At 40.6% G+C, this 24,727-nt stretch carries 20 protein-coding genes; 12 read left to right on the top strand and 8 right to left on the bottom strand.

Annotated elements, in window-relative coordinates; all coding sequences use genetic code 11:
- Window positions 1-20: 20 nt before the first annotated feature.
- Window positions 21-1,472 (bottom strand): MocR-like pyridoxine biosynthesis transcription factor PdxR, encoded by a 1,452-nt coding sequence (locus GRQ40_RS09165; RefSeq protein ID WP_159719811.1) that lies wholly within the window; start codon window positions 1,470-1,472, stop codon window positions 21-23.
- Window positions 1,473-1,712: 240 nt separating this feature from the next.
- On the opposite strand from GRQ40_RS09165, the gene GRQ40_RS09160 reads away from it, so the two are divergent.
- Together GRQ40_RS09160 and GRQ40_RS09155 are read left to right on the top strand one after the other, a co-directional pair.
- A complete protein-coding gene (locus GRQ40_RS09160; protein ID WP_080861334.1) occupies window positions 1,713-2,333 on the top strand; it encodes a LysE/ArgO family amino acid transporter in 621 nt (206 codons plus the stop codon).
- A gap of 385 nt (window positions 2,334-2,718) precedes the next feature.
- A complete protein-coding gene (locus tag GRQ40_RS09155; protein ID WP_201295950.1) occupies window positions 2,719-4,074 on the top strand; it encodes an Nramp family divalent metal transporter in 1,356 nt (451 codons plus the stop codon).
- A gap of 477 nt (window positions 4,075-4,551) precedes the next feature.
- On the opposite strand, the gene GRQ40_RS09150 is transcribed toward GRQ40_RS09155, so the two are convergent.
- Window positions 4,552-4,845: a hypothetical protein gene (locus GRQ40_RS09150; protein ID WP_159719810.1), complete on the bottom strand. Its 294-nt coding sequence runs from the start codon at window positions 4,843-4,845 to the stop codon at window positions 4,552-4,554.
- A gap of 378 nt (window positions 4,846-5,223) precedes the next feature.
- Between GRQ40_RS09150 and GRQ40_RS09145 the strand changes: the two genes are divergently transcribed.
- The 3 genes from GRQ40_RS09145 (at window position 5,224) to GRQ40_RS09135 (ending at window position 8,872) form a co-directional block, all read left to right on the top strand.
- On the top strand, window positions 5,224-6,072 hold the full coding sequence (locus GRQ40_RS09145) for an aminoglycoside 6-adenylyltransferase (protein ID WP_159719809.1): 849 nt from the start codon (window positions 5,224-5,226) through the stop codon (window positions 6,070-6,072).
- A gap of 251 nt (window positions 6,073-6,323) precedes the next feature.
- Window positions 6,324-6,800 carry a tetratricopeptide repeat protein gene (locus tag GRQ40_RS09140; RefSeq protein ID WP_159719808.1) on the top strand — a complete coding sequence of 159 codons (477 nt, stop codon included), beginning with the start codon at window positions 6,324-6,326 and terminating at the stop codon, window positions 6,798-6,800.
- 488 nt (window positions 6,801-7,288) lie between these two features.
- The gene (locus tag GRQ40_RS09135) at window positions 7,289-8,872 is read left to right on the top strand and encodes a Vga family ABC-F type ribosomal protection protein (RefSeq protein ID WP_159720829.1); all 1,584 of its coding nucleotides are present in this window, start codon (window positions 7,289-7,291) and stop codon (window positions 8,870-8,872) included.
- 4 nt (window positions 8,873-8,876) lie between these two features.
- Here GRQ40_RS09135 and GRQ40_RS18985 read toward each other — a convergent pair whose 3' ends face one another.
- Window positions 8,877-9,176, bottom strand: coding sequence for a cysteine hydrolase family protein (locus GRQ40_RS18985; RefSeq protein WP_311975619.1), 300 nt, complete (start codon window positions 9,174-9,176; stop codon window positions 8,877-8,879).
- 208 nt (window positions 9,177-9,384) lie between these two features.
- Window positions 9,385-9,852 carry a carboxymuconolactone decarboxylase family protein gene (locus GRQ40_RS09125; protein ID WP_159719807.1) on the bottom strand — a complete coding sequence of 156 codons (468 nt, stop codon included), beginning with the start codon at window positions 9,850-9,852 and terminating at the stop codon, window positions 9,385-9,387.
- Between the two features lie 122 nt (window positions 9,853-9,974).
- On the opposite strand from GRQ40_RS09125, the gene GRQ40_RS09120 reads away from it, so the two are divergent.
- A complete protein-coding gene (locus GRQ40_RS09120) occupies window positions 9,975-10,442 on the top strand; it encodes an Lrp/AsnC family transcriptional regulator (RefSeq protein WP_159719806.1) in 468 nt (155 codons plus the stop codon).
- 231 nt (window positions 10,443-10,673) lie between these two features.
- Here GRQ40_RS09120 and GRQ40_RS09115 read toward each other — a convergent pair whose 3' ends face one another.
- Together GRQ40_RS09115 and modB are read right to left on the bottom strand one after the other, a co-directional pair.
- Complete coding sequence (locus GRQ40_RS09115) at window positions 10,674-11,339, bottom strand: ATP-binding cassette domain-containing protein (protein WP_066149916.1); 666 nt, start codon at window positions 11,337-11,339, stop codon at window positions 10,674-10,676.
- Window positions 11,340-11,392: 53 nt separating this feature from the next.
- The gene (gene modB, locus GRQ40_RS09110; protein ID WP_044741787.1) at window positions 11,393-12,067 is read right to left on the bottom strand and encodes a molybdate ABC transporter permease subunit; all 675 of its coding nucleotides are present in this window, start codon (window positions 12,065-12,067) and stop codon (window positions 11,393-11,395) included.
- A 290-nt stretch (window positions 12,068-12,357) separates the two neighbouring features.
- Here modB and GRQ40_RS09105 point away from each other — a divergent pair, with 290 nt between their 5' ends.
- Window positions 12,358-13,293, top strand: coding sequence for a helix-turn-helix transcriptional regulator (locus GRQ40_RS09105; protein WP_044741788.1), 936 nt, complete (start codon window positions 12,358-12,360; stop codon window positions 13,291-13,293).
- Between the two features lie 203 nt (window positions 13,294-13,496).
- Window positions 13,497-14,297: a molybdate ABC transporter substrate-binding protein gene (gene modA, locus GRQ40_RS09100; RefSeq protein ID WP_369818763.1), complete on the top strand. Its 801-nt coding sequence runs from the start codon at window positions 13,497-13,499 to the stop codon at window positions 14,295-14,297.
- A 305-nt stretch (window positions 14,298-14,602) separates the two neighbouring features.
- On the opposite strand, the gene GRQ40_RS09095 is transcribed toward modA, so the two are convergent.
- Complete coding sequence (locus GRQ40_RS09095; protein ID WP_159719805.1) at window positions 14,603-16,642, bottom strand: molybdopterin oxidoreductase family protein; 2,040 nt, start codon at window positions 16,640-16,642, stop codon at window positions 14,603-14,605.
- A 640-nt stretch (window positions 16,643-17,282) separates the two neighbouring features.
- Between GRQ40_RS09095 and GRQ40_RS09090 the strand changes: the two genes are divergently transcribed.
- Together GRQ40_RS09090 and GRQ40_RS09085 are read left to right on the top strand one after the other, a co-directional pair.
- Entirely contained in the window at window positions 17,283-18,482 is a 1,200-nt protein-coding gene (locus GRQ40_RS09090; RefSeq protein ID WP_159719804.1) for a macrolide family glycosyltransferase, read from the top strand.
- Between the two features lie 67 nt (window positions 18,483-18,549).
- Window positions 18,550-19,416 carry a GNAT family N-acetyltransferase gene (locus GRQ40_RS09085; protein WP_159719803.1) on the top strand — a complete coding sequence of 289 codons (867 nt, stop codon included), beginning with the start codon at window positions 18,550-18,552 and terminating at the stop codon, window positions 19,414-19,416.
- 236 nt (window positions 19,417-19,652) lie between these two features.
- On the opposite strand, the gene GRQ40_RS09080 is transcribed toward GRQ40_RS09085, so the two are convergent.
- Window positions 19,653-20,972: an IS1182 family transposase gene (locus GRQ40_RS09080; RefSeq protein ID WP_236546433.1), complete on the bottom strand. Its 1,320-nt coding sequence runs from the start codon at window positions 20,970-20,972 to the stop codon at window positions 19,653-19,655.
- Between the two features lie 247 nt (window positions 20,973-21,219).
- On the opposite strand from GRQ40_RS09080, the gene GRQ40_RS09075 reads away from it, so the two are divergent.
- Window positions 21,220-21,735, top strand: coding sequence for a hypothetical protein (locus GRQ40_RS09075; protein WP_159719802.1), 516 nt, complete (start codon window positions 21,220-21,222; stop codon window positions 21,733-21,735).
- 620 nt (window positions 21,736-22,355) lie between these two features.
- Window positions 22,356-24,569 carry a catalase/peroxidase HPI gene (katG, locus tag GRQ40_RS09070; protein WP_159719801.1) on the top strand — a complete coding sequence of 738 codons (2,214 nt, stop codon included), beginning with the start codon at window positions 22,356-22,358 and terminating at the stop codon, window positions 24,567-24,569.
- Window positions 24,570-24,727: the final 158 nt, after the last annotated feature.

Here is a 24,727-nt window from a genome sequence, read left to right as displayed (position 1 = left end):
AAATAGATGATAGAAAAGAGTTATAAGGTTAGTTGACGAATCACTTCTGACAAACGAAAGATGCCGTTTTCAAGTTCATCCAAGGATGCATAGGAATAAGAAAGCCGAAGATACTGGGTTGCATGATGATCGTAGACATTTCCCGGATTTAACAAAATTCCGTGCTCTAACGCTTTTTCAAAAAGCTTTCTGCTAGAAATCGGAGGTAATAAGCGCAGCCATAGATAAAAACCGCCCTTAGGAACAGACCATGTGGCAATGTCGAAAAAGTGCTTTTGTAACGAATTAATCATGACATCTCTGCGCACCTTCAATTCTGTTCTGACTTTTTCTAAATGTTGGTGATACAATCCACTTGATAGCCATTCCGCCGCAACCCATTGAGATAAGGAACTCGATCCATAATCCGTTTGCATTTTAATATCTGCTAGTCGTTCAATGACAGGCTTTGGTCCGACCATCCAGCCGATGCGCAAACCAGGACTCAATGTTTTCGATATGCTGCCTAAGTATAGAACAAGTCCGTTCTTATCAATAGTTTTTAAGGGGAGAGGCGGCGGTGAATCTATCCAGAGTTCTCGGTATACGTCATCTTCAATAATTGGCAGCTGCTCTTGTTCACATACGTCCATGAGTTCTCTTCGTCTCTCTTTAGACATCAATATACCTGTTGGATTATGGAAAGATGGAATCGTATAAAGTAGTGAAGCATTCTGTCTCTTCTTTTGTTGCGCAATCATTTTTGCTTGAACACCATTTCCATCTAAAGGAAGCCCAAATAACCGCATGCCGGCGGATTGAAACACATGCAGAGAATACAAATACGATGGCTTCTCAAGAAAGATGGTAGAACCCCGATGTAATAAACCTATTGAAATCAATTGCAATGCTTGTAGGGCCCCTGACACAATCAAGATAGAGGATGGAGAAGCCTCGATTCCGATCGTTTTTAAATATGTACTAAGTTGTTCTCTCAGAAAAAGCAATCCTTTCGGTTCTTCGTAACCAAGCGAATCTATGCGGTCCGATACCCGATTCATGATTTGTTTCATCATCTCACGCGGAAATAGATCAGGAGAAAGCTCTCCTGTCCCCAATCGAATGATGTTAGGAGCAAATTCTGCTTTATTGATTTCCTGTATCGTAGGTAAATTAGGCGGATGAATTCCTGCCTGCACATAAGAGTTCCAATCGGGGGGCGAGGCAGACATCATCAAAGACCACGTATTGTTGATCACCTTCGTACCGCTTCTGCTTTTTCCTTCGAGCAATCCCTCTGAGATTAATTCTTCCACAGCCGTAACAATAGTGCTGCGGTTGACGCCCCATGCTTGAGCCAATGTACGCTGCGGAGGAATTTTCGTCCCTACAGTCCATTGTCCTGTTTCAATCTTTTCTCTTATATAGTCCTTAATTTGAATATAAAGAGGGATTGGCGATGATTTATCAGGCTTCCAATCCAATTCGATCATGCAACATTCTCTCCCTTATAAAAATAATTTGCTAGAACAATAGAATAAGCTCGTTGATAAAACTTCCCCGCTTGGTTTAGAGGCGAGAGACTTCCCCGGAGGGGGGCTATGTTAATTCTATTTCTTGCTTTGATTCTATATTTTGGTTGGGATAAAATCCATCTAATTGGTTGGAGACAATGATGGCTATCCAAGTATAATCATTATGTATCAATCGCACGCAAGGAGGGAATAGATAGAATGGCAGAAGCTTTTATTCATGGTTTTATTCTTGCATTGGGGTTGATTCTCCCGCTCGGTGTCCAAAATGTTTTTGTTTTTAACCAAGGAGCTCTTCAGCCTCGCTTGATTCAAGCGCTACCGGTTGTTTTGGCTGCTTCGCTATGCGATACATTGTTAATTATGCTTGCTGTTTTCGGTGTATCTGTTGCGATCTTAGGTTCATTTTGGCTTAAAACCATACTGATGTGTGCTGGTCTGTTATTTTTGCTATTTATGGGATGGAACACTTGGAAAAGCACTCCGGCCGATAGCAGCAAACAGATAGCCGAGAAAGCTTTTACCCCTTTGAAGCAAATTGCATTCTCCGCTTCGGTGTCGCTGCTGAATCCTCATGCAATTCTTGACACGATCGGGGTGATCGGAACAAGCTCACTCAGCTATACGGGTTCAGAAAAGATTGCGTTTACGGCCGCATGTATCATTGTTTCATGGGTATGGTTCATCCTTTTAGCATTGATGGGAAAACTAACAGGGAAGCTAGATCCATCTGGACGACTGCTGCGAATCCTTAACAAGGGCTCGGCCTTAGTGATGTGGGGAGCGGCTATATATATTGGTTTGATGGTAGTGATGGCGTAGACACACTTCCAACGGACGTTTTTATAATAGGTTGACAAATGAAAAAAAGATTTATCCATTTTTTTAGAATAACAGATGCTTATATTATCAACAAATACAGATGTTTTGTATATGGAAAGCATGAAATGATGAAAATCTTCTTGTAAAACATCGTTTAGGACAGGGAACGTTGTTCAATGTTATTTTCTTGACTTAAAAAATTTCCGATGTACAATTTATCTAGTTAACGTTTCTTTTCTCTTTACATATATTGGAAGATCGAACGAATCTTTTTTCACTCTGACGAAGGCCGTTAAAGTCGGTCTGTTTTATCAGCAAATTTTTTTGCAATAAAAGTTTGCTCTGTACAAAATATTTAGTGAACACCAATCATGAGGTGGCCATCATGAATAAAAATCATAAAAAACTGCCGACTGCAGTTGAAACTGGATGGAGAAAGCAACGAACACAACCAACGTTGCCTGAAGTCTATCGAAGTTTGCGCATTCCCAAAACGGGATCTTGGTTCAAAAAGTTTCTTGCGTTTGCCGGGCCAGGGTATTTAGTGGCCGTGGGATATATGGATCCTGGAAACTGGGCGACCGATATTGCCGGGGGCTCGCAGTTTGGATACACGCTTCTTTCCGTCATTTTACTTTCTAATTTAATGGCAATCTTGCTTCAAGCCTTAGCCGGGAAGCTTGGAATTGTAACAGGAAGAGATTTAGCACAAGCCTGCCGCGATCATTATAGCAAACCTGCTGCGATCGTATTGTGGATATTATGCGAGTTGGCTATTGCGGCATGCGATCTAGCAGAGGTCATCGGTTCGGCCATCGCGCTGAATTTATTGTTTGGTCTTCCATTAATATATGGAGTCCTGATCACCGCCGTGGATGTACTGGTCGTACTGATTTTGCAAAATAAAGGGTTTCGTTATATCGAAACATTGGTGATCGTTTTAATTGGAACGATTGGCGCTTGCTTTGCAACAGAAATCTTTCTTTCCAAGCCGGATGTCAGCGGTATATTGAAGGGATTTGTTCCAAGTGCCGAAATCGTCCACAATCCATCGATGCTTTATATCGCAATTGGTATTTTAGGCGCGACCGTCATGCCGCATAATCTATATTTACATTCTTCCATTGTACAAACGCGCCAATATGAGCAAACACATGCAGGAAAACGGCAAGCCATTCAATATGCTACATGGGATTCGACCATTGCCTTGTTTTTTGCTTTATTTATTAATGCCGCCATTCTCATTGTTTCAGCTGCTACCTTTCATCAAGCAGGAATGAAAGAGGTGGCAGAAATCAGTGATGCTTATCATTTGCTTGCGCCGCTGCTCGGAACGACGATGGGAAGCATTTTGTTTGGAGTTGCTTTGTTAGCTTCTGGACAAAACTCGACATTAACAGGAACGTTAGCGGGACAAATTGTGATGGAAGGCTTTCTCAACATTCGTCTTCCTGGTTGGTTAAGAAGACTTATTACCCGATTGATCGCGATTATCCCAGCTGTGATCGTTACAGCTCTTTATGGTGAAAGCGGAACGGCTCAATTGCTTATTTTCAGTCAAGTGATTCTCTCTTTGCAGCTTTCTTTTGCCGTTGTCCCTCTTGTCCAATTTACAAGCGATAAAAAGAAAATGGGGGAATTTGCAAATCCATTATGGCTCAAGGCTCTTGCTTGGGCCGTAGCGATCATCATTATCGGCTTAAACGGATACTTGCTGTTTCAAACGTTCTTTGGAGCGTAACTCACGTACACAAAGCGATGGAACAGGGAGTTTTCCATCATGGCTGCGATGAGACTATCACAAGAATAAGGTTTGCAAAAACAGGGAGACTCTTTCTCCATTGTTTCCATCTATCGATGAAAAGCCGAAAACGTGCAGCTGCACAGTTGATCGGCTTTTCATCATGTAATGCAACTTTGAACCCTGTTTGAAGTCGAATGATAGAGGCAAACTGGTGATGTGTGATCATTTGAGAGTGAATGTTTAGCCTTTTTCGCTTGACACATTCTCATGTTCCTTGATGCAAAATAACGGATATGAAATGTGGAAAAGCGCTTTGGTGGTTGAAGTGGGAAAAGATTCCAGTAGTCGGACGCTATTGAGAAGAAAGCAGTGGCTAATGCAAAGTAGAAGCTGATTTTATGCTCCGTTTGTGTTTCACGGTACCATTCGTTTGCAAGAGTCCGCACAGAGAACTGTTCAATAGGCGGAATGAAATTAGTATATGTTGAGAACATTTTTGACTCGCTTTATTTCTTTTTTGTTTTCAAACAACTCTTCCACGAGAATTTTTTGCCCGTTCGCTACATCAGTCAGTTGTTTATCCATCTGGACAATCTTTTGCTCAACTTGGCTGAGCTGCTCATTGATTTCCGTCAGCTGATGATTTGTTTGTTCAAAGCGTTGATCCATTTGTTCAAAGCGTTGATTGGTTTCTTCCTCATAATTTTTTAGCTGCTCCGCCAGCTCTTTAATCGCTTGCAAAATCATTTCATTTGTAATTTCCGCCATGAATATGCTCCTTTCTTCGTTTTCAGTATCTTGATTATTATAACATATTCCCGTCATTTCAACATGAATCTATTGACATGACAACTATATAATAAATATTCATGATCCGAGATTAAACCGATTCACTTATTGTTCTTATGCTATATTATCTTATGAATAAATGGCATCTGTCAGAGTTCACGGTTGGAAAGTAAGGCTACAGACTTATTTTTTGCCACGCATTCGCGTGATGAGAAACTCCCTGGGGAAAATAACCTAAGCTCCAGATTGTGGCATTTATCTAATATTTTTTATTTTCCTAAACAGTAATAAAAAGGAATAAACCGTTCAATATCCAATATATAAAATCAATGTTTCAAAATAGAGTGTAAAGGAGCGATGATTCAATGTGCGGGATTTGTAACTAGACACAAAGAAAGAGATTTAGAAATTCCAAAGCACCGTCAAGCTTTAATGACTGCAATTGAAAAAGATTTGTTTAATGACGATGATGTATTAGCGGCTTTTTATGGCGGTTCAATCGGAAATGAAAACATGGATTTATATTCCGACATTGACCTCCGCATCGTTGTATTACCTGAAAAATTTCAGGAGTTTATCTCAAACAAAAAAAAGCGCCCTAAAAAGTGGGGAAATGTTCTTTATTTTGAGGGCTTAGGTCCGTTTGTAACTTATTCAATCGCTCACTATGATTGTTTCGTTAAAGTGGATACATTTTATTATAAACCTGAAGACATTCAGCCTTCTATATGGTTGAAAAATATAAAAATTATAAAAGACACGAATGGAATGCTGGCAGATATTTTAGATAAATCAATGGCTTTATCCTATGAACCAACAGCAGAGGAAATCGAGATTTGGCGGACAAAGTTTTTTGCGTATTTTCATGAAGCTTATCGCAGAGTAATGAGGAAAGAGTATTACTATGCTTTAAAATGTATTGATCATTTACGTCTATCAATGGCAACCGCTTGGTACATGGAAATGGGGATTCAACCAAATGCGTTTGGCGATTGGGCAAAATACGAAGGCCAAAGAAGTAAACTAAAAGATTGGCAACGAGCTCTCCTTGAAAGCTGGGAATGTGGTAGAAATCCTCTTGAAATGATAAATGTGATGAAAAGTATTATTCCAGAATTTATAAGAGTTCATAAAAATCTTTGCCATAGACTTAGAATTGAAGAAAATTTTGAATGGATCAGCAGAGTCATTGACATGGTTATTTAAGATTCATATTAACGTCCCCAAAATAGGGGATGCCGCATTATACAAGATGAGGTTGGTGTTCTGCTACGGAAAATAAGGAAGTTGTATAGGTGAATGTTGCTTCATACAATCAAAAGTAAAATGAATGGATAATATTGGTTGAGAATACTCGAAAGATGGATAGGTGATGATCTATAAAGATTTCTTGCATCATTACCATCTCATATGATTCATCATTGCGAGGGGCAAATTAGAAAGGAGAGAACCTAATCTTGAATATCTCTGAATTAAGACAGTTGGCTGAAAAGTTCCGCCGAGAAGGCGATCTACAGAAAGCCTATCATTTGCTTATTCCGTTAGAAAAAACGGAAGTCGACAATCCCTTTATTCATTTAGAAATTGGCTTTACTCTAGATGCGATGGGTAAAGAAGAAGAAGCGATACATTACTACGAGAAGGCGTTGTCGCTCGGATTGCCGGCTGAACAACGCTGTGTCGCTTTATTATGCTTAGGTTCAAGTCTTAGAAATATAGGAAAGTTAGACGATGCTAAGCATATTCTTAAGACTGCAATGGATGAGTTTCCAAATCATATTGGTATCCATTGTTTTTATGCTTTAGCTCAATATCATGCGGGTGAGCACGGACAGTCTGTTCGTACTCTCATAAATGCCATATTGCTTCTTTCTCCTGAAAGCGTAAAACCTTTCACTCAAAGTCTTCAGTATTATGTAAATGAATTAAAATAAATATGGTTGATTACAGTGCTTCTGTGATCATCTACGAAACGTCCTGTTTGAGTTGACTCATAAAAACGTAGTTCGATGATTAACAAAATCTTTATTTCTCTTTTTGTACGTTTGATCGCTTTGTTGATAGAGGGATCTCACTCATAAAAGCCTTATTTTTATATACAACATTTGACAATGATTAAGATATTGTTTAAATTAAAATCAAGGCGAATCAATACGAACGGAAGGGTGAATCGACGAACATGAAGTGCTAATCCTATTTTGAAAAGACGTTAATTGAAGGCATTCTTTAGCGGAAGACGATTTCTGTTTTCTTTGTGTTGCCTTCAGTTAAAGTTTTCAGAATAGGATTGCATTTCTATCGTTTGTTGCACCCAAATAGAGTGTGCCTCTTTTTGGTGTCTGACGATGTCCATGCCTCCTATTCTGGAAACGGATAGGGGGCCTTTTTGTCCCCAAAAACACAGAAAAATGGGGATGATGATATGATGCTTTTAGAAGCATTGAATGTGAAGCACTATGTAAAAGACCGATTATTGTTTGAGATCGAACGATTAGCCATTTATGAAAATGACCGAATTGGCTTAGTTGGCAAGAATGGCAGCGGAAAAACGACATTGTTGAACATATTAGCGAAAAAGATTTCTTCAGAACAAGGAAGCGTGTTATGTCGCGCTCAATGCGGGCTTTTGCCGCAGCTCAAAAGAATCGATGCGATCAAAAGCGGGGGAGAAGTCACACAGTCATACATGAATGACCTCTTTTCAAAAGCGCCGAAGCTCTTATTGGCGGATGAACCAACAACCCATCTGGATCGAGAGCATATTGAATGGCTGGAAAAGAAACTAAGCCAATGGAAGGGAGCTTTTGTCATTGTATCCCATGATCGGGCCTTTCTTGATGCCCTTTGCACAACCATTTGGGAAATGGACGAAGGAAAGATCAAAGAGTATAAAGGCAATTACAGCGATTACTTGGAACAAAAAGAGTTGGAACGCCGCAGACAGCAATCCGCTTATGAACAGTATGAAAAAAAGAAGCAAGCGTTAGAGAGAGCATTGGAATTAAAAAAACAAAAAGCAGAAAGAGCAACAAAAGCTCCCAAAAAGGTGAGCCGGTCAGAAGCAAACATCATGGGTACTAAACCATATTTTGCCAAAAAACAAAAGAAGCTGCAAAAAACAGCCAAAGCGATGGAGACCCGATTAGAAAAGCTGGAAAAAGTGGAAAAAATAAAGGAAACGGCTCCCATCAACATGAGTTTGCCTCATGAAGACACTTTTCAAGATCGCATCATCATTCGCGTTGAGGAGGTTACGGGTGTCATTGGCCAACGTGTTTTATGGGAAAAAACTAGTTTTCATGTACGCGGCGGAGATAAACTGGCAGTGATCGGTCCGAATGGGAGCGGAAAAACGACACTTCTAAAAAAAATGATTCATCGGGATAACGGGATTGTCATTTCGCCGATCGTGAAAATCGGATATTTTAGTCAAAACTTAGATATTTTAGAGGTTGAGAAGTCGATTTTAGAGAATGTACAATCCACTTCCAAACAAGAGGAAACACTGATTCGTACCATTCTTGCAAGATTGCATTTTTTCAGAGATGATGTGTATAAGCCAATAGGAGTTTTAAGTGGCGGCGAACGGGTAAAAGTAGCGCTGGCCAAATTATTTGTCAGTGATGTGAATACACTCATTTTAGATGAACCGACGAATTTTCTCGATATTGAAGCAGCTCGTGCATTGGAATCGCTGTTACAAGAGTATAAAGGAACCGTCATCTTCGCCTCGCACGACCGCCGATTCATTGAAAATGTCGCGACAAAAATGCTGGTCATCCAGGACAAAGTCATTCAATGGTTTGATGGCACCTATCAACAATATGAACAACATGTCCGTCAAAAAGATCGCCATGCGGATACGCAAGCAGATCAACGGCTCTTACTTGAAACGAAAATGTCAGAGGTGCTCAGCCGACTAAGTATGGAGCCAAGTGAAGAACTTGAGAAGGAATTTCAGTTGCTTTTAGAGAAAAAACGGAAGTTGGATAAGGGAATCAACTAATTGATCACTCATCGACGAATAGGTGGAAGAGCGCGTTATCGTTATAAAGGATCTGCGAATTTGCATGAGGAAAGGAGCTTGGTGATTCCAAGCTCCTTTTTGTAAATGGGCGTGCTTGGCACTCTATCGCGTCTGAAACCAGGTAGGTATGAAACCCTAAGTTGTTGCTCATTCTGGCAGTAGTGGAGACACAATGAGGGGTCGTTAAACCGGTAATCACCACATGATTGATATCGTGATCTTTTAAGTACTGTTCCGGCTTTGTCCCTATAAAGGCGCTGTTCCCGTTTTTTTGAATGATCACTCTTCGTCTCTCGGCTTGACAATCTCCTTAAATAAGACCCCATTGCCGTTGGCCCATAGGGGAGAATCAGGAATGAGTAGATAGATGCTAGACGTGTATAATAGGCCATTTTCGTTCTCTCCATATTTGGAGTAGACGGTAGAGGTTTTTCACGGCATCTGGATTATTACGTTCTCCCCATTTTTTATTCTCAAAGCCTTGTTGTACATCAATAATCATGAGGGTTAATTTGTTGCTTTGCTTCATTTTTATCTTCCTTCATTTTTTCATTTGGCTGTAAGTTCATCATGGCACCAAAATATTGCGAGGCGGTTGTAAAACAAATAAATGCGCATAGTTCGCTAATTTCCGCATCGCTAAATTCATTTTTTAAAACGGAAAAAAGGGAGTCTTCAATTTGCCCTTGTTGTTTGACAAACACCTCCGCAAACCCGACGGCTAGTGATGTTTTTTCATCAAACAAATGCGGTTCCGGCTTTCCTTTTGCTTTGCAGTATTCACAACCATTGTTTTGAGCAAGCATGCGCCGCACTTGTTCTTTCAATTGGGACGAAAGAAGACCATCTTTTTCAAGTTCTTCGCCTAGCCGCCGCCATGCTTCCATAATCGTTGGATTGTGACCGAGCAATTGTTGAAATGGGGTTTCTCCATATAAGGAAAATGAAATTCTAGCCATTGATTCCATCCTTTCTTTTTTCTTTATTTTAAAAGGTTTGAAGTGTAATTGGTATTTAATATAAAATAAATTTATTAGAAATATCATTCGTATGAAACAAAAAATAAAGGAAGGGTTTACAAATGAAAATAGATGAGATTGACTTACACATCCTTGCAGAGTTAAAGAAAAACTCCCGTTTGTCCATGAGAGAGTTAGGAAGGAAAGTCCGCTTATCGCCTCCTTCGGTTACCGAAAGAGTGAAAAGATTAGAGGAACATGGAGTGATTGAGGGATACACCATTCAAATCAATCGCAAAAAACTGGGATTTACGATCGACTGTATGATGGAAGTGACGATCAAAAACGGGGAATATAAGCGATTCAAAGAGTTTATTGAACAGTACCCAACCGCATTATCTTGTTATCGTATTGCCGGACGAGCATGCTATATGGTGATGTTGACGGTAAGTCGATTAGAGGAAATCGAAGAATTTATTAATGACGTTTCTGCCTTTGCCACCACTCTTACCCATATCATCTTCTCGGAAGTGAAAATAAACAATCATTTAGAAGCACGCACTCCTTTACTGGATTCGGATGAGAAATAAGATATAATTAGATTGAATTACATTCCCGAATGTTAAATGTCTTTTATATTTGAACGGTGAATGTCTAGAGAAAAAGGGGTTCAAACACGCTTTCATCAAAGTTGGCCGCGCTCACTAACGTTTTTCATCGAGAAACCTCCCGTCTCTAGACGAAGGATGATTCCTGATGATAAGAGGGGAGGCTTTCTCATGATTTAAGAGATGGATCTTTTAGAATATGAGAAAGCATGTTCAGTTTGTTGAGGATGAATAAGTCAGGGAAAGGTCCGCTTTCATTTTATCGTTATGAATTTTTCCTTCATGTAAATATAAGATTCGATCCCCTAATTTTTTTGCTTCCTCATTATGGTGTGTTACGAGTATAATGGGAATCCTCCAATGTTTATGGATACGTAATAATTCCTCATGGCCTTTTAACCTTGTTTGTTCATCTAAAGCAGAAAAAGGTTCGTCTAAAAGCAAAGCATCCGGCTCGGTGGCGATGGCTCGAGCAATAGCGACCCGTTGTTTTTCACCACCTGAAATCTCAGATGGATAGCTGTCTCTAAGATGATCAATTCGCAGCTCTTTCATTAATTCTTTTGCAAAGCTTTCGTTTTTCATACCATAAGCAATATTTTTCCAAACCGTCATATGCGGAAAAAGCGCGTAATCCTGAAATACATAGCCAATATTTCTTTTTTGGATCGGAACAAACACCTTCTTATGTTGAAATAAAATCGTGTCATGGAGCTGGATGATTCCGGAAGTGGGCTTACTGATTCCAGCAATACAATTTAAGATGGTCGTTTTCCCAGATCCAGAAGGGCCAAAAAGGACAACAATCTCATTCGCTACCGAAAAGTTGACATTTAATTCAAAATGGGAGAGTTGTTTTTGAATATCGACGACAAGCATAAGAAAAACTCCTTTGCGCAATACCAATAAGGTTTCGGATTCACGTGCTGATTTTATTTGTGTATATGTTTCATCATGTTCTTTTTGCTCCACCAATTAAGCCATAAAATAGCACTAAAGCCAAGGCAAACGATCATTATCACCCAAAATTTTGCTGCCTCCATATTTCCTGACTCCACGGCAAAATAGATGGCGAGAGGAATGGTGTCGGTAACGTTCGGAATATAGCCTGCGATCATGAGGGTAGCGCCGAATTCTCCTAACGCTCGGGCAAAGGATAAAACGAAGCCAGATAACAAACCCGGCCATGCAAGCGGAAAGGAGATCGTCCAAAATACCCTCCATTTAGAGGCTCCCATCGTATAAGCCGCATTTTCAATATTTTGGTCATACTGCTGGAACGCTGCAGCGGCACTTTGATACATTAAAGGGAAGGATACAACTACAGCTGCAATCACTACACCATACCACGTGAAAACAATCTGAAAATCAAACCAATCAAGCAGTAATCGACCTATAAACCCGTTTTTACCGAATACATATAATAAACCAAACCCCACAACGGTAGGGGGAAGCACAAGCGGCAATAAAATGACCGCTTCTATCATACTTTTTCCTTTAAAGGAACTACGGCTGATCAATCGCGCCAACACAACCCCGGTAATAAAGACGATCAGCGTTGCAATGGTAGCTGTTTTCAACGAGAGTATAAGCGGAGAGTAATTCATGGTTTCCATTCACCTTTTAAATATTTCATGATTATCAGCTTCGGCGTAGAAGGAATGATATAATAAAACACAAGTTTGTTTCTGCTCTTTCCTTGGACAAGACCGCCAGCGTTCATTGTTCGGCCGCCAAGACAGGTCGAAATCAAACGGTCGCTTCATCGAAAAAGAGATACATGACAGATGATCTATATCATCAACTATAAATGATGGTATGGAGGTTATCAATATATTATATAAAATTAAATTTAATTACTTATAATCAAACTTTTCAATGGAGGAGTTAAGTGGTTATGGAAAAAAATCATTCTTATACAACCGAGGAAGTTGCTAACATATTAAAAGTTTCCAAATTAACTGTATACGATTTGGTGAAAAAAGGGCGATTGCCTGCTTATCGTGTCGGACGGCAAATGAGAATCGATCCTTCTGATTTAGAAGAGTATATCAAACGGTCAAAAGGAAAGCTACAGCCATTCCATCATAAAGAAACAACAAGCGACACACAAGAGTATTTGCAAGTAAGGCGATTAGTCATAAGTGGTCAAGATATCAGTTTAGATATTTTGGCTAACTACTTAGAAAAATCCTCGAAAAAGTTTCGTCCGCTGCGTTCTTATACCGGGAGCTTGGAAAGTCTTATTTCCATGTATCAGGGCTATTCAGACATTGTAAGTACACATTTAATAGAAGGCGTTTCTGGTGAATATAATGTTCCCTATATCAATAAGATACTCGTGAATTTTCAGTATATCGTCATTCGACTGCTGGCTAGGAGGGCAGGCTTTTATGTCAAAAAAGGCAATCCATTGAATATAAAGCATTGGGAAGATTTAAGAAAAAAAGATATAAAAATGGTGAACCGTGAAAAAGGAGCTGGCGCTCGAGTTTTACTGGATGAAAGTTTGAAAAAATATCGCATCCCTGTATCTGGAATCAATGGTTACGATGACGAGGTAACCAATCATGTCAGTGTCGCAAGTGCTGTCGCCAAAGGGAGAGCGGATGTCGGCGTAGGAATTGAAAGGGGCGCTAATCTAGTGAAAGAGGTTGATTTCATTCCGCTTGTCAACGAAAAGTATGATTTGGTGATTTTAAAGAATGAGGAGAATCGAGAATTAATAAGTCAAGTGCTGCAAATTTTAAGCTCTGACAGCTTTCGAAATGATTTGGAAGCATTAGGCGGCTACGATTTATCACAAACAGGACAGGTGGTTTATGAAACATGAATCGAGTGATATCCAGCCAATTTAAAGCTGGAATAAATGATGGCCAGAGTTCTTTCTCGAAAACTCTGGCTTTTGTTTTCCGTATGATTTCATATTTTTATATTTAGTTATATCTTATATGATTTAATTATATAATGTACAAAATGATTTTAAATAATTATAATTAGTTTTATTGATGACAAATGAAGAAAGGAAGGGGCAGAATCATGAAGCATTCGATTCGCGTGATCATGAGTATGTTTTTGTGTGCTTCTTTCCTCTTTCTTTTTGGTTGTACGAATCAAGAGGAAAAACAGGAAGCGAAGCAGACTGTAAAGCTAACCATCTCAGCAGCATCCAGTTTACAAGACGCGCTGACGGAAATCCAGAAACAGTATGAGAAAGAACACAAAAATATCAAATTATCCTTTAACTTTGGAAGTTCTGGCGCACTACAGCAGCAAATCGAACAAGGAGCGCCAGTTGATTTATTTTTCTCAGCTGCTGAAGATAAATTTCGCCCTCTCGTAGACAAAGGATTGATTAACAAGGAAGAGAGTAAAAATTTGTTAGGAAATGAACTCGTTTTAATCGTTCCGAAAGACAAAGCAGGTACTATAAAAGATTTTCCGTCTTTAGGAGACGGCAACATCAAGCAATTGGCCATCGGGAATCCTGAAACAACTCCAGCAGGCCAATACGGAAAGCAAACATTGTCCAAGTTAAATCTTTGGACAAAATTAGAAGGGAAAATCGTGTATACGAAGGATGTGCGTCAAGTATTATTGTATGTAGAAACAAATACGGTGGATGCGGGGATTGTATTCAAAACGGATGCCCAAATCTCTGATAAAGTAAAAATGGTTGACACAGCAGCTGGTAATACGCATGATCCGATTATTTATCCGGTCGGGATCATAAAGAATACGAAGCATAAAACAGAAGCGACAACTTTCTACCAATACATACAGACAAAAGAGGCTCGCCGAATCTTTGAAAAATATGGATTTAAGATTTTGAAATAAGCGATGTCCTACCAGCGGTTAAGAACACGATAACGCACATGTGTTCAAGATGAATCGATCCATTAACGGCTATTTATTATATCGCATAAGTGATTTTACCAGTTAAGGATAAGTAGAAATTGGAACGGATCACCCATGCAAAGGCAGCATCCTATTGTTTCAACGAACAAAGGCAAGTCAATGACTTGCCTTACATCACATCAAAAACAAGCAAAAAGATGCATCCTCGATTTCACCCTTTATGTTTGGTGTGAAAAGAGGGGAGCCATGGTGCACCTATTCACGCCAATAATCTCCTTTTCATCCTAACATTTCTCCACATCGACACGTCCTGAAAAAAAAGTGGCTCCACCGCCCATATCGGCGATCCGATCTGGAGTAAGGGAGTTTACTAAACGCTTCGCTTCTGAAGAATCTGCCCAAAGTCCTTGCGTGACAACGACACCAGGAAGCACATGTTCTCCAACAGAAGCTTTCAATATACATTCCCCGCGCTCATTCCACACCCGGACTTGGTCTCCATCCTGAATTCCTTTCGCTAAAGCATCTTGGATATTCATATATAAACGCGGTTCTTTTTCGAAAGAAATGTGTTTTTCATGATTCGAAAAAGTGGTGTTTAAGAAATTATGATTGGGACCAGGCACAAATAAAAAAGGAAAGTCTCCATCATCAGCAATCGGTGTATAGGTTGGCAACGGTGGATAGCCATGTTGTTCCATTTTTCTCGAATAAAGCTCAATTTTTCCGCTTGGAGTCGGCAGCTTTCCCGGCAGCAACGGTTTGACATTTGCTTTTATATACTGCTTTTCCACCAATGCTTCATAATCGATTCCTTGCAAAAAAGGATGATTTGGGTTATCCAAGGCTTGCCTAATCATTTCCTCTTCGGTTTCGTATAAACATGAATCCTCAAAGCCCATGTTTTTCGCAAGCAATTGGAATACTTCGACATTGGATTTGGCCTCTCCATACCGTTCAATTACAGGCTGCTGGATTTGAATATAATGGTGCCAGTATGAGGTATAAAGATCCGTATTTTCGAATGAAGAGGTGGCAGGAAGCACCATATCTGCATATTTGGCTGTTTCTGTTAAAAATAAGTCATGCACGACGACAAAAAGATCTTCTCTTGCCAATCCTCTCCTTACCTTATTGCTATCCGGGGCGACCACTGCCGGGTTTGTACCATACACGAATAAAGATTTGATCGGCGGATCTTGTTCCAATAATGCCCGGCCGAGCAGATTCATGTTAATGATTCGCGTATCCTTCTTTTGCAGCAAATCCGGGCGCTGCAAGCTCTTTTGATTAAGCGCCAAATAGCCGCTATTGGATTTGATCGCTCCGCCGCCTTTGACAAGCCATTGTCCGGTCAAGGCAGGAAGGCAAGCGATGGTCCGGATACACATGCCTCCATTGTCGTGATGCTGAAGGCCATTGCCAATTCGAATAAAAGAAGGTGTTGTTTGCCCATACCATCTAGCAAGCTGATAAATATCTGCAACAGGAACACCTGTCATTTTGGAAACCGTGACAGGGTCGTATTGGACGACATGTTCACGCAATTCTTCATGTCCGACTGTATATTTCGCCAGAAAGTCATCGTCTACCATATTTTCCATAAACAAAATGTGCATCACGCCTAAAGCGAGAGCCGCATCGGTACCCGGCAAGATCGGAATGAACCAATCGGCGAACTGGCCGGTTTGATTTTTATGAACATCAATAACAATGATCTTTGCTCCGTTTTTTCGGGCTTTTTGGGCCAATACCACTTGATGCATGTTCGTGCTGACCGCATTGATTCCCCAGAAGATGATGAGTTTTGCATGAATCGTATCTTCCGGATCTGTTCCAAAGCCGCCTCCCATTGTATATTGAAGTCCTTCTGATCCAGCTGACGAACAAATGGTTCGATCCAACAGGGAGGCGCCCAACCGATGGAAAAACCGCCGATCCATTCCTTCGGCGCTAAGTCTCCCCATATTGCCATAAAAGCTATACGGAAGAATGCTTTCAGGTCCTTCTGTTTCAATCAGCTCTTTCCATTTTGCCGTAATGGTCTCCATCGCTTCGTCCCAGCTGATCCGCGTAAATTTTCCTTCACCTTTAGCCCCTGTACGTTTCAATGGATATTTCAAGCGCTTGGGATCGTAAATTCGTTCGGTCATATTCCGCACTTTATTGCATATATTGCCTTTTGTCACAGGATGATCCGGATCTCCTTGGATTTTCACGATTTTTCCATCTTGCTTATGTACGAGCAACCCGCATTGATCGGGACAATCCAGAGAACAAACGGACGGAAATACACCTGTTGGCTGCTGCACAAATGGTTCCATCTTTTTCTCCTTTCCATTATTCCAGATTGTAAATAAAGCCATGTTTACACATCAGTTAAGATGCTTAATATGATAAAATAATTTGAAAAGTAAGGCAATCATAATCGATAGGCTTTTTAGATCTCTCATTTGTTTTACAGAAAAATGCAGAAAGCATGAAGGAAAGATTTATAAATGCAACGGAAAGGTGATGAACTTGTATGAAAAAATATGTTTTTTTAATACAGAAAATAAGAGATTAAGTGTAGCCATCTTTCGTGTTATAAAGTTTATTGATATCATGATTACGTATTTCCTGACAAAAGCCTTCCGCCTCTAAAAGCGGAAGAACCTTCTCTCGATGATTAGAAGGGGATGGATGGCAGTCGGCATTAGCCAAAATGATTGAAGAATAAGAACATATGTACTATTATATATTTGTAAGCGGGCTCGTTTATGGATAAAAGTTTTACATAAAATAGTGAGTACGATAGACCTGGATACATAGCGACACTTGTTTGTCAAAGTATCAATGTACACATACAGAGGTTCCGAACTATCATTTTAAGTTACATCCAAAAGTCAAATTCCATATATTGTATGAAAAACAACTCTTATTTTAACATAATTTAGAGAACCATTCAGCTGAGGAGTGACAGAAATGGCGCGTGTTTTATTTATTAATGCTGGATCGGAAGGGCATGTCAATCCAACGATCGGAGTTGTGCAAGAGCTTATTTCACGCGGAGAAGAGGTTGTATACTTTACGATCGAAGCTTTTCGAGAGCGAGTGGAAAAGACGGGGGCTACTGTACGAACGTTTGATGATCAAAAATTTCTTAAAGCCTTTCTTTCAGGAGGAAGAAATTATTTGCTTGAAAGAGTCAACGGTCTTTTACGTACGGCAGATATCGTCATACCTAGCGTTCTTGAACAGATCAACGGAGAGCATTTTGATTACATCATCCATGATTCCATGTTTGGTTGTGGACGGTTACTCGCCCAAATTCTTGAAATTCCCGCTATCAATTCTTGTACTTCTTTTGCGCAGACAAAAGCTTCCTTTGATAAAATGCTGGAACATCTTTCGAAAGAAATTCCTGCAAAACTACTGAACGCTGTATACGATGAATTTCAACACCTTGCAGAAATGGTGGAGAAAAAATATCATGTGGAGATCCATTCTCCTTATGAAGTTTTTTGTAATCCTGCACCGCTTACCATCGTTTATACAACTAGAGAGTTTCAACCTTCTGGAGAAGCATTCGACCAAACTTACAAATTTGTAGGTCCATCTATCTCTTCGCGATTATCACACGAAAACTTCGATCTTACTGAAATTAAGGGGAAAAGTCTCATTTACATTTCATTAGGTACGGTCTTCAATCAAGCAATTGATTTCTATAAGCTTTGCTTTAAAGCACTGGGGAATACGGATTATACTGTTGTCATGTCTGTTGGGAAAAAAACGAAAATTTCGGATTTAGGTGAGATTCCTAAAAACTTCATTGTAAAAAATTATGTCCCACAAATGGAGGTGCTGAAATACAGCCAATTATTTATTACGCACGGCGGAATGAACAGTACTAATGAAGGTCTTTATTATGGGGTTCCGCTTATTGTAATTCCACAAAGCGCGGATCAGCCGATCATTGCAGAACAAGTTGTCAATATCGGAGCCGGTATTCAATTAGAAATGCAAAGTTTGACTGCAAATCAACTGCGTGAAGCCGTAGACCACGTGTTAAACGAACCAGCTTTTCACCAAGCAGTGGAAAAGATTAAGGAATCCTTTCAAAAAGTAAGCGGATATCGTCAAGCGGTTGATGAGATTTTCAAGTTTCAAAGTCGTTTATATTAAGGAGAAATGCTTAAAGTGCCGGCGTAATGTCTTTCTTAATTCGTAAACAACAAAGGGGGGGATTTATATGAGAACACATAAAGATCAATCCATTGATTGTGTAACATTAAGTTATGAAGATATCCCGGCATTAATAGCGCTCTCCACGTCAGTAGGATGGGATTATGATGAACATGAAATTCGAACAATAATAAAATCAGGAAAAATCTACGGATATAAAAGAGAAGGGAAAGTTGTATCAAGCGCTGCTATTATCCCTTATGACGCTTCTTTAGCTTCTATTGGCATGGTAATCGTTCATGAAGCATACAGGGGAATGGGGCTTGGGAAAATTGTTACACAAATGTGTATAGATACGGTTTCAAAGGATACTACTATTATGCTAATCGCGACGGAACAAGGAAAACCTTTATATGAAAAAATGGGGTTTAGTGCAGTGGATTGTGTCCAAAAATATCTTTGTGATCGTTATATCCCTATTCAATCAAACGATAAAATGGAGATGGAAATACACACTTTTAGTCCAAAAGATTTAGCGCAAATAGTAACATTAGATGAAAGAGCGGTTGGAGCGAAAAGAAAAAAATTCCTTATTAATAGGATTGAACAAGCAAAAGAATGTTTAACTGTAAAAGATAGGGACGGAACCGTGATCGGCTATGGACTTTCGATTCTAGGACCTGTCAATCTTATCTTAGGTCCAATTGTAGCTCCTAATTTTGAAATAGCGTGTTTATTGGTAGATAAATTAGCTCGCAATCATCAAGGAAGAGTAAGAATTGATGTTCCATCAGGACATGAAGAATTTATGTTATTTCTGGAACAGCATGATTTTTATAAAGTAAGCCAGTCTCCAGTCATGATTATAAATTCAAAGCAATTACCCCCACGAAACGGGACGTTATATGGAATCGCGGCACAGGTGTTTGGATGATGTTTATGTAGGGTTACAGCAGATGAATAATGGCCGATTCCATTCTAACTTATCCTAAAAATTAAACGATGGATCACATCTAAAAAGAAAAACCTAAGAAATCCTCCTAATTGAGGAGGATTTCAAAGTGTTGAAAAAGTCAGGCGTCAAGAAAAAGTTCACGGAACATGTGAACTTTTTCTTTTCTTTTGGCTTTACATTTGGTACGTTAAAGATAGGCCATAGAGTTGAAGCGATCATAATTTGGCCCATTTTTTTAGGTTTTGGATCATGGCGGTGATCCAAACCTGAATCTGTACGTATCGAACTCCTCGGTACCGCGCAAAGCGAAGACCGTGGAGTTCTTTGCTTTCTGCGAAACTTCGCTCGATCGTGGCGGGACGAACTGATCGCAACACCTTGCCCCTTGCCGATAACCGACGATTCCTCATTCGATCATAGATGTCTTGATGAACGGATACTCGGAAGACGCGATCCTTGGGGCCTTTGGCGGCAGGACATCCCGCACAGCTTCCTTTCATAGCGGGTCGATATTCATGATAACCGGTACGGGTGGAGGTCGAATAGGTCAATTTCACCCCACACGGACACGCATACACATCGTCCGCGACCCACCGAAACTGTGCCGAACGACAATCGGGGTGTTCTTTTCGATGAACACGTCGATACGATATATACGCTTCCATCCCTTTGTTTTCGAGTACTCGCCCAAGTCGTGCGTTATAATAGCCGGCATCCAAGACGATTTCTTTTGGAACCATACCGACTCGCTGTTGGACTCGCTCGATTCGATCCATTAATACGCGATGTCCTGGTACTGTCGCAGCGGTCACATACGCGTCCAAAATCAAGTTGTGAAGGGTATCCACGATTCGATGATCATGAAAGGCAAAGAGACCTCGTGGGTCATGTTTGACCGATAGGCCCGCGTCCGGATCCGTTGTACTGCAGATGATGGTTTTCGTCCTTTCTTTTGCGGCTTGAGGAGGAAGGGGTTTTTTTCCGTGCTGTCGTCGTTTTTCATTCACGAGTTTCAACACCTCCTCCTCTTCTTGATCCACCACGGTCTGAACGACTTGGATCCGTTTGCGTTTATTAGCGTGGGCTTTTAACTCGGTTTCATCGGCTGCCCACGTGTCGGGCGATAAAAATCCTTCTTCATGAATTTGTCGAAGGACACGCTCAAACATCGATTCCCATACTTGGGGATCGACTCGATGACGGAGGAATTTGGACACACTCGAGTGACAAGGAACGGAATCGTGAAGGGAAAGACCTAAAAACCAACGATAGGTCATGTGTTGTTGGATTTGTTTACAGGTAAATCGAACGGAACGAAACCCTTCTAGGTATTGGATCATGAGGATTTTTACCAAGATTAAAGGGTCGATGGAAGGACGGCCTGTGTTCATCGAGTAAAACGGTTGGAGTAAGCGATACACATGATTCCAATCCATGAAACGATCGATTTGAACCAACACATGATTCGAATCGACCATGGACTCATACGCTCGACGGTTTTCTTGAATTTCTAAATTCGATCGGTAGAAATACATAGGGGAGCTCTCCTCATCGGTATTTCCTTCATATATATCATAAAAAAACGATTTTGTCGTTGACAAAATCGTTTTTCAACAGTCTGAAATCCTCCTAATTGAGGAGGATTTTATGTAGAGTATCCCGAATTGATAATTTATAATGTGATTCTAATATTTAAGCCTCAAGATAACACATTCATTAATAGTTGGTATTGAGCGTTGAAAAGTATAAACCATTGGGAGACGTTCAAAGGGGACAAACGAAATGATAACCAAAGCAGAGTTAATCAATCAACCTTATTCAGGGCAATACAAGGAGAAGATATATGATATTTCGAGTCCATGGAACTCTCAAAATTGGAGTTGGATAAAGTTCACAAATGATGATTTAACAGAATGGTGTGGGAACTTTCGAGGGTTTCCGCGAGATGTTGCAATATCAAATAAGTATAACATCGTTCTTGTTCTCACTTCGGATTATTTATTTAAGCTTGATTGTTTTAGTGAAGAATTAGTCGAATATGAGTCTCATCCCCAATATCGAAGTCTAACTGTAACTCCTTTAGGAGATTTTGTACTAGCTGATTATTATGATATTGAAATTATAAAATCGAATTTAGAAGATAAGATTCCAGTACATAGTCCAATAAAAATGGATAATATCCAGCTTCATGGTTGGTCTAATAATAAATTATCCATAATATGCGATGAATTTCTAACCGGGAACCATCATGTGGAGTTAGAGCTTGATGGCGAGACATTCGAAATAACTTTTAAATGACAACATGAGAAAATATGCAAAAAAACAAACATGATTCAGCACTCCTGCGTAATCAAAAAGAGGAAAGAGAAGCTTTTACTTTTATTTTATTATAATGAATGGAAGAAGAGCGTCTTTCTATTCTCCTTCATTGCTGCTTGTATCTGTTCGAAGTGGTCTATCGTTTTCGATTCCGCATCATCCACCAATGACTTCCCTAACCAATAAAATGATTTATACAATGGAGCGTTTGATGAATAAAACGCACCTCAAAAAACTTGGCCCGCCTTTACAAAAATATCTTAATGATCATGGCCTATCATACTGCGGTTGCGGCTATGGAGGAAAGATCATAAATCACATTAAAATAAATAGCTAGAGAAAAAGAATTGCGGGGCATCATACTTTGTCCATTATGTTGTTCGCATCGATACGATTTCCCCAGTGACGTTAGATTCGTTAAGGGGAAAGCCAGCATCACTCATAGAAATCATAGTCGCTAAAAATACTGAATCTTTTTTCTTTACTACTAAGTATTAATTTAATATAATTTTAATGTAGTAATCATTATCAATTAAGTTGTTAAAGGATAACAACGAAAACAGATAATGATTGAATTTACGATTGAAAGGAGAAGAGTGATGGAAAACAAAAATCATCACAACGCATCCCAATGCCCGTTTTCTCATGGCAGTGTAACAAGTCATACCTCTAAGAGAACAACAAATAAAGACTGGTGGCCTAACCAGCTGAATTTAAGCATTCTCCACCAACATGACCGAAAAACCAATCCTCATGATGAAGAGTTTCATTATGCTCAAGAATTTCAAAAATTGGATTATCAGGCTCTAAAAGAAGATTTGCGCAAGCTGATGACCTCAAGCCAAGATTGGTGGCCAGCTGATTATGGACATTATGGCCCGCTGTTTATTCGCATGGCTTGGCATTCTGCAGGAACATACCGCATCGGTGATGGACGAGGCGGCGCTGCTACGGGTTCGCAACGTTTTGCTCCTCTGAACAGTTGGCCGGATAATGTCAACTTAGATAAAGCGCGCCGGCTGTTGTGGCCGATCAAAAAGAAATATGGCAACAAAATTTCCTGGGCTGACCTGATCGTATTAGCCGGCAATGTGGCTATTGAATCCATGGGAGGGAAAACGATCGGTTTCGGCGCCGGCCGTGTCGACGTTTGGCATCCGGAAGAAGACATTTACTGGGGAGCTGAAAAGGAATGGCTTGATGAGAAACGTTACACAGGAGAGCGCGATCTAGAAAATCCGCTTGCGGCTGTTCAGATGGGGCTCATTTATGTCAATCCGGAAGGTCCTGATGGGAAACCAGATCCAATTGCGGCGGCCCGTGACATCCGGGAGACATTCAAACGCATGGGGATGAACGATGAGGAAACAGTTGCGCTTATTGCTGGAGGGCATACGTTTGGCAAGGCGCACGGTGCCGGTGATGCCTCGCACGTAGGTCCTGAACCTGAAGCGGCGCCGATTGAAGCACAAGGATTAGGATGGGTCAGCTCCTATGGAAAAGGAAAAGGCCGTGATACGATTACGAGCGGGCTTGAAGGCTCTTGGACCCCAACTCCTACCAAGTGGGATATGTCTTATTTTGATTTGTTGTTTGGATATGAATGGTGGCTGACAAAGAGCCCGGCCGGAGCATGGCAATGGCAAGCTGTGAATCAGGATGAAAAAGACTTAGCCCCAGATGCTGAAGATCCTTCGAAAAAAGTTCCAACGATCATGTTTACAACAGATCTGGCGCTTCGTTTTGATCCGGAATATGAAAAGATTGCCCGCCGGTTCCATCAAAATCCAGATGAATTTGCGGATGCTTTTGCCCGCGCCTGGTTTAAACTGCTTCATAGAGACATGGGACCAAAAACGAGATATCTCGGTCCGGAAGTGCCAAAAGAAGATTTCGTTTGGCAAGATCCGATTCCTGAAGTTGACTATGAATTAACCGATTCCGAAATTGAAGAAATCAAAGCGAAAATTTTGAACTCGGGACTAACCGTCAGCGAGTTGGTGAAAACGGCTTGGGCTTCTGCCAGCACGTTCCGCAACTCTGATAAGCGCGGTGGAGCCAACGGTGCCCGTATTCGCCTTGCTCCCCAAAAAGATTGGGAAGTAAACGAACCGGAACCATTAGCAAAAGTGCTAGCTGTTTATGAAGATATTCAAAGCGAGCTACCTAAAAAGGTAAGCCTTGCCGATTTGATCGTTCTTGGTGGCAGCGCGGCAGTGGAAAAGGCAGCCCGCGATGCCGGCTTTGATGTCACGGTGCCTTTTATTCCAGGACGGGGTGATGCGACACAAGAACAGACAGATGCGGAAAGTTTTGCGGTATTAGAACCAGTTGCAGACGGTTTCCGCAACTATCAAAAGAAGGAATACAGCGTCGGTCCTGAAGAGTTGCTGCTAGACAAGGCGCAGCTGCTGGATCTGACCGCTCCTGAAATGACGGTGTTAATCGGTGGTCTGCGGGTGTTGGGGGCTAATTATCGTGATCTGCCTCATGGCGTATTCACGCACCGCGTTGGCGTGCTGACCAATGATTTCTTTGTTAACTTGGTAGATATGAACAATAAATGGGTACCGGTGGAAGGCGGTATTTATGAAATTCGCGACCGGCAAACAGATGAAGTGCTGTGGACGGCTACCCGGGTGGACCTCATTTTCGGCTCTAACTCGGTGCTCCGTTCCTACTCCGAATTTTACGCCCAAGATGATAATCAAGAAAAATTTGTCCGTGATTTTATTAAAGCTTGGGTCAAAGTGATGAATGCTGACCGCTTTGATATTCATTTAAAAAACGTAAGAGCGTCGGTGCCTGTTTGATCGATTTAAACCCAATCCTATAACAAAATGGGGGCTGTCCAAAAAGTCAGGGTAACTGACTTTTTGAAGCCCCTCTCATTTTTTTCATTTTTTAAAAAAGTACACAAAAAAATCGTCCTATCCTGTAAAATGAAGGTACCAGCACAACATTCCAGAAA

Source organism: Anoxybacillus sp. PDR2 (genome assembly GCF_009834045.1).
Lineage (GTDB): Bacteria > Bacillota > Bacilli > Bacillales > Anoxybacillaceae > Anoxybacteroides > Anoxybacteroides rupiense.
The sequence above is the reverse complement of the archived record's forward strand: the minus strand, read 5'-3'. Positions and strand labels throughout refer to the sequence as shown.